This is a genomic window from Caldimicrobium sp. SLHALR3, from assembly GCF_058692735.1.
In genome coordinates, this window is record NZ_CP182484.1 from 1260864 (window position 1) to 1273448 (window position 12585).

Annotated in this window: 13 protein-coding genes; 5 read left to right on the plus strand and 8 right to left on the minus strand. The window is 31.3% G+C overall.

What is annotated here, in order from left to right; all coding sequences use genetic code 11:
* The first annotated feature begins 4 nt into the window (after positions 1–4).
* Genes ACLGLP_RS06690 through yajC form a run of 3 tightly spaced genes read left to right on the plus strand, consistent with a single transcriptional unit; the run spans position 5 to position 2650 of the window.
* A complete protein-coding gene (locus ACLGLP_RS06690) occupies positions 5–1186 on the plus strand; it encodes a pyridoxal phosphate-dependent aminotransferase (RefSeq protein ID WP_492112506.1) in 1182 nt (393 codons plus the stop codon).
* Entirely contained in the window at positions 1179–2306 is a 1128-nt protein-coding gene (tgt, locus tag ACLGLP_RS06695) for a tRNA guanosine(34) transglycosylase Tgt (RefSeq protein ID WP_492112507.1), read from the plus strand. Before ACLGLP_RS06690 ends, tgt begins: the two co-directional genes overlap by 8 nt.
* Positions 2303–2650 carry a preprotein translocase subunit YajC gene (yajC, locus tag ACLGLP_RS06700; protein WP_492112508.1) on the plus strand — a complete coding sequence of 116 codons (348 nt, stop codon included), beginning with the start codon at positions 2303–2305 and terminating at the stop codon, positions 2648–2650. The genes tgt and yajC overlap by 4 nt, the downstream gene beginning before the upstream one ends.
* Here yajC and trmFO read toward each other — a convergent pair.
* From trmFO to ACLGLP_RS06725, 5 genes are read right to left on the minus strand one after another with little or no spacing between them, the layout of a single operon-like run.
* Positions 2640–3959: a methylenetetrahydrofolate--tRNA-(uracil(54)-C(5))-methyltransferase (FADH(2)-oxidizing) TrmFO gene (trmFO, locus tag ACLGLP_RS06705; RefSeq protein WP_492112509.1), complete on the minus strand. Its 1320-nt coding sequence runs from the start codon at positions 3957–3959 to the stop codon at positions 2640–2642. The genes yajC and trmFO overlap by 11 nt on opposite strands.
* 40 nt (positions 3960–3999) lie before the next feature.
* Positions 4000–5958: a type IV pilus secretin PilQ gene (pilQ, locus tag ACLGLP_RS06710; RefSeq protein WP_492112510.1), complete on the minus strand. Its 1959-nt coding sequence runs from the start codon at positions 5956–5958 to the stop codon at positions 4000–4002.
* Entirely contained in the window at positions 5955–6425 is a 471-nt protein-coding gene (locus tag ACLGLP_RS06715) for a hypothetical protein (protein WP_492112511.1), read from the minus strand. Before ACLGLP_RS06715 ends, pilQ begins: the two co-directional genes overlap by 4 nt.
* Complete coding sequence (locus ACLGLP_RS06720; protein WP_492112512.1) at positions 6422–7033, minus strand: type IV pilus inner membrane component PilO; 612 nt, start codon at positions 7031–7033, stop codon at positions 6422–6424. Before ACLGLP_RS06720 ends, ACLGLP_RS06715 begins: the two co-directional genes overlap by 4 nt.
* 2 nt (positions 7034–7035) lie before the next feature.
* Positions 7036–7575, minus strand: a complete 540-nt coding sequence (locus ACLGLP_RS06725) for a PilN domain-containing protein (RefSeq protein ID WP_492112513.1) — start codon at positions 7573–7575, stop codon at positions 7036–7038.
* Positions 7576–7788: 213 nt separating this feature from the next.
* Here ACLGLP_RS06725 and ACLGLP_RS06730 point away from each other — a divergent pair, with 213 nt between their 5' ends.
* Together ACLGLP_RS06730 and coaD are read left to right on the plus strand one after the other, a co-directional pair.
* Positions 7789–9267 (plus strand): hypothetical protein, encoded by a 1479-nt coding sequence (locus ACLGLP_RS06730; RefSeq protein ID WP_492112514.1) that lies wholly within the window; start codon positions 7789–7791, stop codon positions 9265–9267.
* Entirely contained in the window at positions 9257–9751 is a 495-nt protein-coding gene (coaD, locus tag ACLGLP_RS06735; protein ID WP_492112515.1) for a pantetheine-phosphate adenylyltransferase, read from the plus strand. The genes ACLGLP_RS06730 and coaD overlap by 11 nt, the downstream gene beginning before the upstream one ends.
* 29 nt (positions 9752–9780) lie before the next feature.
* Here coaD and ACLGLP_RS06740 read toward each other — a convergent pair whose 3' ends face one another.
* Genes ACLGLP_RS06740 through dsrP form a run of 3 tightly spaced genes read right to left on the minus strand, consistent with a single transcriptional unit; the run spans position 9781 to position 12573 of the window.
* Entirely contained in the window at positions 9781–9969 is a 189-nt protein-coding gene (locus tag ACLGLP_RS06740; protein ID WP_492112516.1) for a 4Fe-4S dicluster domain-containing protein, read from the minus strand.
* Positions 9970–9993: 24 nt separating this feature from the next.
* Positions 9994–11376 (minus strand): cobyrinic acid a,c-diamide synthase CobB, encoded by a 1383-nt coding sequence (locus ACLGLP_RS06745; RefSeq protein WP_492112517.1) that lies wholly within the window; start codon positions 11374–11376, stop codon positions 9994–9996.
* Between the two features lie 6 nt (positions 11377–11382).
* Positions 11383–12573, minus strand: coding sequence for a sulfate reduction electron transfer complex DsrMKJOP subunit DsrP (dsrP, locus tag ACLGLP_RS06750; protein ID WP_492112518.1), 1191 nt, complete (start codon positions 12571–12573; stop codon positions 11383–11385).
* Positions 12574–12585: the final 12 nt, after the last annotated feature.

Consider the following 12585-nt stretch of genomic DNA (forward strand, 5'->3'; position numbering starts at 1 on the left):
GTATATGTCTAAACAAGTAGAAATTTACATAGAAAGAAGCTCTTGGATAAGGAAAATGTTTGAAGATGGCTTAGAACTTAAAAAAAAGTTTGGGGAGGACAAAGTTTTTGATTTAAGCTTAGGAAATCCGGATTTACCTCCTCCAGTAGAAGTTAAAGAAACCTTGGAAGAAATTGTTAAAAATTACGATCCCTCATATCATCGCTATATGCCCAATGCTGGTTTTCCTTTTGTTAGAGAAGTTATGGCTAAAAAAGTAACGCAAGAACAGGGAGTTAAGGTAAGTTCTGAAGAAATTGTAATGAGCTGTGGTGCAGCAGGAGCTTTAAATGTTATTTTCAAAACTCTTTTAAATTCTGGAGAAGAAGTTTTATTTCCCTCTCCATACTTTGTAGAATATTTCTTTTATATAGAAAATCATCAGGGAGTTCCTAAACCCATTCCTACAAAAGAGGATTTTAGTTTAGATTTTGAAAAAATAGAGAGTGCAATTACTCAAAAAACCAAGATTTTTTTAATTAATTCCCCCAACAATCCTACAGGTCAAATATATTCAGAAGAAGAGATAAAAAAGCTTTCAGAACTCCTCAGTAAAAAAAGTAAAGAGCTTGGCAGACCTATTTATCTTGTTTCTGATGAGCCCTATCGGAATCTTACCTTTGATAATGAAAGAGTTCCTTCAATATTTCAATACTATCCTAACAGCATTATTGCCTATAGTTTTTCAAAAGAGCTTTCTTTAGCAGGAGAAAGAATTGGTTTTATAGCTGTCCATCCAGAGATGGAAAACAAAAGAAATATTTTAGAGGGTATGGTGATATGTAATCGCATTCTTGGTTTTGTAAATGCTCCTGCTCTTGCGCAGAGAATTGTAGCAAATTGTGCCTTCTCCAAGGTAAATGTAGAAATCTATCAAAAGAGAAGAGACATAATTTGCGATATTTTAAAAGAAGCTGGATTGTCTTTTGTTAAACCCAAAGGAGGATTTTTTATATTTCCTAAGGTCCCAATAGATGACCTTGAATTTTGCAAAATTCTTAAAGAAGAACTTATTCTTGTAGTCCCCGGGAGGGCTTTTGGAAGTGCAAATCATGTAAGATTATCTTTTTGTGTTTCTGAAGAAACTTTATTAAATATGAAACCTAACTTCTTGAAAGCATGTAAAAAAATTCAAAATTATGTTTAACTTTAAAATCATTTACCAAAGTAAAAAAACTTCAGCCAGAATAGGGAAAATTATCACTCACAGAGGAGTTGTTGAAACCCCAGTTTTTATGCCTGTTGGAACTCAGGGAACTGTTAAAACTATGCCACCTGAAATTGTAAGTTCCCTTGGGTATAATATCATTCTTTCCAATACATATCACCTTTATCTTAGACCAGGACCAGATATAATTCATGAACTCGGAGGAATTCATAGATTTATGAACTGGAAAAGACTTATACTTACGGATAGTGGTGGATTCCAAGTTTACAGTCTTTCCCAATTCAGAAAAATAACTGAAGAGGGAATACTTTTTAAATCTCACATAGATGGAAGCGAACACTTTTTTTCTCCAACAATAGCTATGGATATTCAAAGAAAACTCGGTTCAGATATTATGATGGTTCTTGATACATGTATTCCCTATCCCTTATCTTACGAAGAAACCAAATCACTTACGGAACTGACTCATAAGTGGGCTGTTGAATCTTTAAAATATTGGGAAAGACATAAAAACGAAAAACAGGCAGTTTTTGGAATAATTCAGGGTGGAATGTATGAGGATTTAAGAGCATATAGTGCTAAATTTATTACTTCTTTAGATTTTGATGGATATGCCATAGGTGGGCTTTCAGTGGGAGAACCTTTAGAAATCAGAAATCAAATGATAGAAATAAGTGTTGAATTTATGCCTCAAGATAAACCAAGATATGTAATGGGTATAGGGACTCCTTTAGACATAATAGATGCAGTTATGAGAGGAATAGACATGTTTGACTGTGTTTTGCCAACGAGAAATGCAAGAAGAGGAACGGTTTTCACCTCGGTAGGCCCCCTTTCTATAAAAAATGCTTCTTTAAAATACGATTCTTCTCCACTTGATCCAGAATGCGAATGTTATACCTGCAGAAATTATTCTCGCGGATATTTGAGACATCTTTTTCATGCCAAAGAGCTTTTAGCTTACTTCCTTTTAACCCTTCACAATTTGGTTTATTATGCTAAACTAATGGAACATATTAAAAATGCTATTAAAACAGAAACTCTTGAAGATTTGAGAGAAGAAATAGCTCAATATTATTTTAAACAGGAGGGCTTATGAATTTACTAAACTTTTTTGTAAATCTTGCTTTTTCTATGGGAACACCCCCTCAACAAGGGCAGGCTCCTCAGGGAGGAGGACTAATTGGTTTTCTTTTTACTCTACTTCCTTTAATTCTTATTTTTATTATTTTTTATCTCCTTCTCATTAGACCTCAACAAAAAAGAATGAAAGAGCATCAAAAATTTCTTTCAGAATTGAGAGTAGGACAAAAAGTTTTTACTGCTGGTGGAGTGGTGGGAAAAATTGTTAAAATTGAGGATAATGTAGTGTGGTTAGAAGTTGATAAAGATGTAAGTATACCTGTTATAAAGGGCTATATAAGTGGTCCTTTTACTCAATAATTGAGTTTTCTCTAATCCAATTTTGTAAAGCCTTTAAAGCCTTTTCTGCTAATTTGACATATTTAAATTTTTTAGGAATTTTCTCTTCGAGAGGTGGAAAAAGTCCCCAGTTTATATTCATCGGTTGAAAGTATTTAGAATTTGCAGTTTGAAGATAATTGATTAAGGAACCAATTGCAGTCTCCTTTGGTGGAACAACAAGAGGTTTTTCTTTTATTAATCTTTCTGCATTTATACCTGCTATAAGTCCCATAGCTGTAGATTCTACATATCCTTCAACTCCTGTAATCTGTCCTGCAAGAAAAATATTAGGAAATTTTTTGAGCTGAAGAGTTGGCTCTAAAACTAATGGAGCATTAACAAAGGTGTTTCTATGAATTGAGCCTAAACGAGCAAATTCTGCCTTTTCTAATCCTGGAATCATTCTAAAAATTCTTATTTGTTCTGGATACTTCAGCTTTGTCTGAAAACCGACCATGTTATAAAGAGTTTTTTCTTTATTTTCTGGACGGAGCTGAACAACTGCATAGGGTTCTTTGCCCGTTTTTGGATCTATAAGTCCTGTTGGTTTCATAGGACCATAGCGAAGGGTATCTTTCCCTCTTTCTGCCATAACTTCAATAGGCAAACATCCTTCAAAATATTTGGAATCTTCAAAAGGATGTAAAGGGACCTTTTCAGCTTTAAGTAATTCTTCTACAAATCTTTCGTATTCTTCCTTGGTTAAAGGACAATTTATATAACTCCCCTCCCCTTCTCCATATCTATCTGCAATAAAAACTTTTTCCCAATTTATAGAGTCAGCGTAAACTATGGGAGAAATGGCATCATAGAAATGTAAGTAGGGAACTTCAATAAGTTTTGCAAGATTTTCTGCTAATTTTTTTGAAGTAAGGGGACCAGTTGCAACGATTACAATTTTGTCTTTTGGAATTTCTATAACTTCTTCTCTTATTACTTCAATCAATGGATGATTTAAAAGTTTTTGTGTAATGTAATCTGCAAAGCAAGTTCTATCAACTACGAGAGCTTTTCCTCCTTCAATTTCGCAATTTATAGCAGCTTCCATTATTAAGGATTTTAAAATTTTTAACTCCTCTTTTAGCAATCCTACTGCGTTTTTTAGATCTTTTGAACGAAGTGAATTAGAGCATACCAGTTCAGCAAATTTGTCAGTTTTATGGGCGGGAGTCATTTTTACAGGTCTCATTTCATAAAGTTTTACTCTGATACCTCTTTGAGCAATTTGCCATGAGGCTTCTGAACCAGCAAGTCCACCACCAATTACAATAACTTCAAAATGTTTCATGGAAAAGCTTAGAACTTTTAAGAATTAGTAAGAGTTTTACTTAATAATCTATTCCAGCAATAGGAATGTATGCAATCTTAGGTGTAATAAATACTATAAGCTCAGCATTAGTTAATTGTTTTCCGCGTCTTTTAAAAGCTTCTCCAATACCTGGAATATTTCCTAAACCAGGAACTTGATCTATATTTTCTATGACATTTGTAACTTTAATTCCCCCTATAACAAGTGTTTCTCCGTTATCAACAAGAGCTGAAGTTTGAATATTATTTGTTATTATAGTTGGCTGTCCAGCTACAGTGTGAGTCCAATCTGGATAGGACCTTTCAATAGATATATCTAAAAGAATTTTCCCTTCAGGAGTTAAAGAAGGAGTAACATTAAATTTTAACCCAGCATCTATAAAATTAACTGTTGCTTCTCTTATTTCAGCAGCATAACTCAAATATGGAATTCTATATCCCTGTTGAATAGTTGCTGGTTCTCTATCTAAGGTAAGTATTTTTGGTTTAGAAATGATTCTTCCAACTCCCTTTTCTTCAAGAGCAGAAAGCTGAAAATCTAATAATGCAATATTTTTACCAAAATAACCTAAAATTATTCCTAAGGCACTGGGGTTAGCCATTTGTGTAGGCATTGCTCCAAGATCTACAATGGTTGGAGTAGGAAGTGAAATTGTGGCGTTAGTAGAAGTGTAACCCCCTCCAGGATATGTATAAGTCATACTACCAGTAGATGAAGATGGATTGGGAGAAACGCCCCAAATACTATGTTCAGTTGCTCTCCAAGTAGCTCCTCCCCATCTTACTCCAAGTTCGTGAACATAAGTATCATTGACTTCTACTATTCTTGCTTCAATTAAAAACTGTGGTCTCGGTTTATCTATTTCTTTAATTATCGCTTCCATTTCTTCTAATACCTTAGGTGTTGCTTTAACGATAAGAATATTGGTGAAAGGGTCAAAGGTAATTTTGTTGGGGTCTTTCAAAATTTCTGCAAGCTTTTCTGAAATTCTCTGATTTTTCATTATATCTACCACTTTACTTGCTCTTATATGTTTCAACTTAAAAGTTTTGGTAATAAGTTTATTTGTCATTTCTTCTGTTTCTTGTATAGCTCTTAAAATATCTCTCTGATTTTCAATCTCTCTTCTAATTCCCTCTGTGCTTTCTCCAAGAGCTCTCATATAGTCTCTGTAAAGTTCTGCTTCTTTTTTAATCTCTTCTATTTTTCCTACTCTTGTTACATTACCAATGGTAATTTTAGCCAGTCCATTATTAGCAAGGATTACATCTAATAACAAGTCCCAAGGAACTTCCTTGGCTTTTAAAGTTACCATACCTTTAACTTGTTCACTGGCAACAATGTTAATTCCACCAACCTCAGCAAGAAATCTCAAAACTGCGTGAATATCTGCTTCCTGAAAATCTACAGAAACAGGAATTCCCTTATATTCTTTAGCAGTTAAAGGCATTTTCATTCTGTGAGCACCTAAATAGATTTCATATTCAGGAAACTTTGATTCCTTAGGAAGAGTAGTTTCAATCTCTGATAAAGGCTTTTTTTCTAAATATTCAAGGCTTTCCTTTTTAATAACTATTTTAACCGGCTTTTCCGGTGTTTCCCATATTAAATCAACTATTAATTTATTTGCAAAAGTAGAAGCTTTAAAATTAAAAGGTTTATTTAAAGTAAATTCTAAATATAATTTTTCTTTCTCATAAGAAGCGTTTATTTCTTTAAATATTTCCTTAGGAAGGGTTCTCATCCATGTTGAGGTTTTTGGGGAAACATTATAAAAAGTGAATTTTATTTTCGTATTCTCTTTAGAAACTTCATATTTAGGCTTATTATCAAACTCAAAAATTAATTTATCTTCAGGTTTTTGCAAAAATAATACATTTTCTAAATGAATTCTTTTTTCTAAGGCAAAACAATTAAATTTGGTTAAAAATAAGCTCAGAATAAAAATAAAAATTTTAAGTCCCATTCTTATTTTCATGGCATTTTCTCCTTTTTCAAAGGTAATAACCTTTTTCTGACCTCTTTTTCTCCATAAATGTTAGTTTCTTCCTCCTCTACTATTACATAATCTTTCCCTATTTTTAAAATTTTAATGTTACCTATCTTATTTCCCACTTTAACTATATAACCCTTTTTGTTATTATCCTCTAATAAAGCCATTTTTTCTCCCTTTTTTTCTAAAACCCCTACAAGTTCTAAAGGTATTTTTTCTTTTTTTTCTGAAAAAGCTTTTAGAGTTTCTGGAGCGATAAATGGATTTTTAAGTTTACTTACATCAATTTTATAAGATTTTTCCTCTAAGGTTTTCATCCAGTTTTTAAGTTCTGTATCTTCAATTTTTTGCTCTTCTCCCCCCTTTTTGACTATGCTCGTTTTTTCTTCTTTTTGAAAGCAACCCGCTAATAGTAATACAGCTAAAAAAAATGTTACAAAATACTTGATCATTTCTTTTTTCCTTTTGTTTCTTCTTTTTCTTCTTTCTTTAAAGGCACACCCGTATATTTATAGGTATAAAAAGTTGCTGTAGCTACCAATTGGCTAGCCTTTGCTTGCAATTTAATATCATTTAAAACTATTAATCTTTCTAAACTTTCTATAGAATTGAGGAAATTGATAATATTATTAAAGCGACCTTTAATTTCCATCTTAAAAGGTACTATATTGTAGTAATCTCTAGGATCTTCTTTGCCTGGTTCAAAGGTTATCACTTCTAAATTGTTCTCTTTAGCAAGATCAGAAACCCTTTTTAAAACATCAGGAATCTCTTTTTCTGAAGGCAAAATTTCTTTTATTCTGTTTAAAAATTCTTCTCTCTGTTTCATTTGAACTTCTAAAACTTTCATTTTTTCTGTTATTTTTTTGTATTTTTTAATTTCTAAATCTAATTTATTGATCTCCTCTTTTAAAATATTTATTTTTTCCTTGGTCTCGGTATAGTAAAACTGATAAAATAAAAACAAAGGAACCAAAACCAAAATAAAAACGATCAAAAATTTTTCTCTTTTTGTAGCTCCTTCTTCCCAAGATCTAAGCTTTTCCCAAAAAGTTTCCATAGCTAAAAAGAAACTCCTGCTTTAAACTCTATGTATGCTTCTTTTTTTTGGGTTTTGTTTAAAGATACCTCTTTTATAACTTCTTTAATATTTTCTAAGTTTTTCAAATAATTAGCTATATCTTTTAGATCTGAACTAACACCGTTTATTTCGGCTTTAGAAGGTTCTAACGAAAGTTCAGTAAAAGCGATTCTATTTTTCCCTATATTTGCTATTAATGTTTCTAATTTTTGAAGCTCCCTACCCTGATTTTTTTTAAGTTCTATAATTGTAGCAATGCGTTTCTTAATTTCTTCATTTCCTTTTTCTAATTCTTGCACTCTTTCTGCAATTTTCTTATATTCTGCAAGTTTTTTTTCTTTTTCTATTTTCTCATTTCTTAAATTTCTTAAGGTATATTCCAAATGAAATCCTTCAACTATAATACCTATCATCACTACTAAAAAAACTATTAATAATGTTTTCAAAAAGGGATATTTTTCTTTTTCTAATTCTGGTTTTAATACCTCTTTTTTGGGAAGTAAATTAAATTTTATTATCATACAATTTTAAAATTTTATAAGTTTTAAAACTTAAGTCAAGGGTAAATTGAAATTAAATTGAAATTTTTTAACGTTTTATAATCAGCTAAATTCTTTAAGGGCTAAATTTCCTAAAAATAAACTGTTTAAATTTTTATAATCTAAAGCACCCAAAAATATTGACACACCAAAAGTATTGACTTTATCTACATAATAAAATATAATTTAATACCAATGTATAGCTTTCCTAAATATTTTTTTTGTTTGATTTGGGGTTTAATTATTCTTTTATTTTTTTCTTCTCAATTATTTTCCTATGAAGACAGCTATGAAAAACGTCTTAATCTTTGGCCTTTTGTAGTTTATAGTAAAAATAAACTTGATAAGATGGAAAGATTGGAAATTGCTGGTCCTTTTTTTTATAAATATTCATTTCCTGGAGAAAATGGAACCTCCTTTAGACCTTTCTATTCTTCAGTAAAAAGACCCGAAATTAAAAAAATATTCTTTCTTTCTCCGTTAGGAATTTATAAATCTGACAATGAAACTACCTCTTTAAAATTTGTTCCCTTAATTAATAAAACCTGGATCAAAACCCCAGAAGAAAAAGAGGAAGAAAGACATTTTGATTTCTTTCCTGTTTTCTGGGGACAAACTACTCAAAATGAAACCTATGGGGGTATTTTCCCTATTTATGGAAAGTTTAAAAATAGATTTGGTAAAAAGGAGATTACTTTTGTTCTTTGGCCACTTTACAGTAAAATTGAATACGAAGATTACATAGCTTATAATTATTTTTGGCCATTTATAAGAATTATAAAGGAGAAAGAAAAAAAGGAATCTGCTAAATATAGTGGCTTTAAGTTCTGGCCCATTTATGGACATTTTAAAGAAGGGGATACTGAAAGAAAGTTTGTTTTTTGGCCCTTTTACATAAAAACTAAATTTAAGGATCTTGAAAATGAATATTCTGATAGATTTATAGTATTTCCCTTTTATATCAGAGAAGATACAGACACTTATAACAGAGAAATTATCCTTTGGCCTTTTTTCCAGAAGGTTTGTGCTAAAAATTATTATTATAAACAACTTGATGCACCCTGGCCTTTTTATAGAAAAATAGAAGGAAAAGATATTAAGGGAGTGAGGTATTGGCCCTTTTATGGATATGTTAAAAAAAGTGATAGCTTAGATTATTTTATTATTTGGCCTTTGTATTTTTATAAAGAGGACCATCTTACTCAAGGAAATTTAAAATTTGATGAAAGGGAATATAGATTTTTGATTTTCTCTAAGTATAAATATACAGAACAAACTGAAAATATTAAACAAAAGGAATATCGGATATGGCCTTTACTCTACGGATACGAATCTTATGGGTATGGATCCTCAAACAAAGCTACTAATTTTTATTATTTTCCGGCAATTTTGCCACTTTATGACGAAGGGATGGAAAGAAATTATAGTGCTTTTTTAAAATTATGGGAATATTATAAGCAAAATGACTATACCTTTTTAAAACTAATGTGGGGGCTTTATAGATACGAAAAATCTAAGTTAAGAAGTGTTCAAGAACTTGCTTTTATATTAAGAATAGTTAAGGGTCCAGAAACAAAATATATAGAATTTTTAGAAGGATTTTTAGGTTTCGGAAAATTGGAAGGAAAACCCAAATTAAAGGTTTTTTATATAAATTTTTATGATGGAAAATAAAAAAATAGGAATTTATCCTGGCACTTTTGATCCTATCACTAATGGTCATTTAGATATAATCAAAAGGGCCTTAAAACTTTTTGATGTAGTTATAATAGCTATTGGAGAAAATCCTCAAAAAAAGCCACTTTTTACTATAGAAGAACGAGTGTATTTAGTAAAAGAAGCAGTAAAAGAACTGCCTGATAGTTACAGAATTGAAGTTGAACCATTTTCTGGGTTATTAATAGATTTTGCCAAAAAAAAATCTGCCTGTGCTATAATAAGGGGATTAAGAGCAGTTTCTGATTTTGAATACGAAATGCAATTAGCTTTAATGAATAGAAAACTTTCTAATAGTATAGATACGGTTTTTCTTTTAACCAGTTTAAAATGGATATTTTTAAGTTCTTCTCTCGTTAAAGAAGTAGCTAAATTTGGTGGGAATATAGAAGACTTAGTTCCTAAAATTGTAGCTGAGAAACTAAAAGAAAAATTTAGATAAGAGGGGGCATAAAGCCCCCTCTTAAGTTTTTAAAGTTCCTTAACAGTAATAGATCCTGTTGGACAAACCTCTACACAGGTCATGCAAACCATACACTCATCAGGTCTTGCAACAATGGGCTTTCCATCTTCTCCCTTGTCATAAACCTGTGCCGGACAAGAATCAATGCAACTTCCACAGGCTTCACAGGTGTCATAATTTACAGTAATCTCAACCATACCACACCTCCTTTAGTATAATTTTTACTCTTTAAACTCTAAAGCTTTCTTTAAAAAGTTTATTGCCCAACATTTTACACTAAAAATATGAATATGGGTATAGGTTGCGAATAAATTTTTATATAAAATTCCGTCTCTTTTTCCATCAAATCCGCTTCCTTTCTCAAGCTCAAATACAAATTTCATCTCATCATTAAATTTTACTTCAACTGGTTTTGAATAGTGAAATTCATGCCCTTTTATAGAATTCCCTAATTCAAAATAAGGATTTTTTTCTTTTACATTTGCTATTACATAACCATGTCCCTGCGGATATTTCTCTACGATAAAAGTAATGGGTAAAACTTTACTCATCGGATATTCTTTTTTCTCCCATATTATTTTTTCCCCTAAATACATTAAGCCACCACATTCAGCATAAACCGGCATACCCTCTAAAACCGCTGTTTTAACATCTTTCATAAGTTCCTTATTTTCAGAAAGTTCTTCAGCTCTTACTTCAGGAAATCCACCTCCTAAATATAAACCAGAAACCTCGGGTAATCTTCTATCCTTAAAGGAGTTTATGAAAACTAACTCAGCCCCCAATTTAGTCAAAAATTCTAAATTTTCAGGATAATAAAATTGAAATGCCTCATCTCTAAAAACTCCTATTTTTAAACCTTTACAATCTAAAACATTTTCTATTTGAGGTAACTCTATCTCCAATGGAGGCACATCTTTGCTAATTTCTAATAACCTATTAATATTTACATTTTCTTTTATTATGCTTTGAAGCTGTTCTAAAAATGAACTTTCATCGTATTCAAAAGAAGTAACAAGTCCTAAATGTCTTTCCTGTGGTAGATTTTTAAGTTTTGGAATAACTCCAAGCACCTCTACATCTGTGTAAAATTCTATAGATTTTCTTATTATGTCTTCATGTCTTGTTCTTGCTATTCTATTTAAAACAACTCCTTTAATCTTTACTTCTTTTTCAAACTCAAGAAAACCTTTTACTAAAGCTGCCATACTTCTTGTTACTTTGGTACAATCTAACACTAATATCACTGGAGCTTTTAAAAGCTGGGCAAGTTTTGAAGTGCTACAACTTCCAAATACATCAAGTCCATCAAAAAGTCCTCTATTTCCCTCGATAATAGCAAGTTCAGAATCCTTAGAACCAAGATAAAAAGAATATAAATTATCTTTTTCGTCAAATAAAAATAAATCCAAATTTCTGCAGGGGATGTTAGAAATTTTACTTAGCCAACCTGCATCTATATAGTCAGGACCTTTTTTAAAGGCTGATAGTTTAAATCCCAAAGATCTAAAGGTTGAGATTAATCCTATAGTAAATACAGTCTTCCCAGCACCACCTTTATGAGAAGAAATAAGAATCCGAGGAATATTATAATAGATTTTCAAAATACCTTACTTCTTATACAAAACTCCTTCGTATTTTACCACTAAATCTTTAGAGGACTTTACTCCCAAAGCAATTTTGTAAAGAATAGTCATAATCAAAAATCCAACCGCCCAAACTCCTAAAGTAATTCCAATCTCTGGTAATGTAGGTCTATAGGGAGTAATAGTTTCAAATGGAGTGGGAGTATACCCTCCGGTGATTAACCCAATACCTTTATCAATCCAACAAGAAAGGAATACAGCCATACAAGCAAGAACTAAGGTTGTTTCATTTTTTCTGGTTGCTGGAATTACAAGAAGTATTATGGCAATAGCTGCTAAAATATAAGAAGTCCACATAAAGGGTACCCATTCAGCATGACCTTCAAGTCCAACAAATAAATATTTAATAGGAGCCTGATGGCTGTGAATACCACTGTAAAAAGCTGTAAATACTTCAAAGAGAAAGAATAATACATTTATAACAAAAGCATAGGTTACAATTTTGGATAAAGTCTCAATTGCCTTTTTACCTGGATCAAAATTGGCAACCTTTTTAAGTAATAAAGCTACAATAAGAATAAAAGCTGGACCTGAAGAAAAAGCTGAAGCTAAAAATCTTGGTGCCATAATAGCAGTTAACCAAAAATGTCTTCCTGGTAAACCCTGGTAAAGAAAAGCAGTAACAATATGAATACTTGGAGCCCACACTATAGCTAAATAAATAATTGGCTTTAACCAAGAAGGATATTTGGTTCCTTTATATTCTGCATGTAAAACAGTCCATCCACAAATTAAATTTAAAAGTAAATATCCACTTAAAACAATTACATCATAAAACATAATAGAATTAGGAGTAGGAAACCTTATAACATTTAGCACCCTCATGGGCTGACCAAGATCAACAAAAACAAAAAGAATACACATAGTAACTGCAGCAACAGCTAAAAATTCTCCTAATATGGTTATTTTCCCAAATTCTTTATAATTGTGCCAATAATAGGGAAGAACAACCATCACAGCTGAGGCTGCAACTCCGACTAAAAAGGTAAAATTAGCAATATAAAAACCCCATGAAACATCTCTACTCATTCCCGTAATTCCTAAACCTACTTTAAACTGATAAAGATAGCAAAGAAAACCTATAAAAATAATAGTCAATAAAAATAATACCCACAACCAGTATTTTTTACTTCCTGTTAATGCCTTTTCTAACATATTTACACCCCT

Bases quoted from the DNA above. Each gene is read 5' to 3' on its own strand.
- ACLGLP_RS06725 (WP_492112513.1), bottom strand. From the start codon at position 7,575: ATGATAATAAAATTTAATTTACTTCCCAAAAAAGAGGTATTAAAACCA.
- ACLGLP_RS06690 (WP_492112506.1), top strand. From the start codon at position 5: ATGTCTAAACAAGTAGAAATTTACATAGAAAGAAGCTCTTGGATAAGG.
- dsrP (WP_492112518.1), bottom strand. From the start codon at position 12,573: ATGTTAGAAAAGGCATTAACAGGAAGTAAAAAATACTGGTTGTGGGTA.
- pilQ (WP_492112510.1), bottom strand. From the start codon at position 5,958: ATGAAAATAAGAATGGGACTTAAAATTTTTATTTTTATTCTGAGCTTA.
- ACLGLP_RS06720 (WP_492112512.1), bottom strand. From the start codon at position 7,033: ATGGAAACTTTTTGGGAAAAGCTTAGATCTTGGGAAGAAGGAGCTACA.
- trmFO (WP_492112509.1), bottom strand. From the start codon at position 3,959: ATGAAACATTTTGAAGTTATTGTAATTGGTGGTGGACTTGCTGGTTCA.
- tgt (WP_492112507.1), top strand. From the start codon at position 1,179: ATGTTTAACTTTAAAATCATTTACCAAAGTAAAAAAACTTCAGCCAGA.
- yajC (WP_492112508.1), top strand. From the start codon at position 2,303: ATGAATTTACTAAACTTTTTTGTAAATCTTGCTTTTTCTATGGGAACA.
- ACLGLP_RS06730 (WP_492112514.1), top strand. From the start codon at position 7,789: ATGTATAGCTTTCCTAAATATTTTTTTTGTTTGATTTGGGGTTTAATT.
- ACLGLP_RS06740 (WP_492112516.1), bottom strand. From the start codon at position 9,969: ATGGTTGAGATTACTGTAAATTATGACACCTGTGAAGCCTGTGGAAGT.
- coaD (WP_492112515.1), top strand. From the start codon at position 9,257: ATGGAAAATAAAAAAATAGGAATTTATCCTGGCACTTTTGATCCTATC.
- ACLGLP_RS06715 (WP_492112511.1), bottom strand. From the start codon at position 6,425: ATGATCAAGTATTTTGTAACATTTTTTTTAGCTGTATTACTATTAGCG.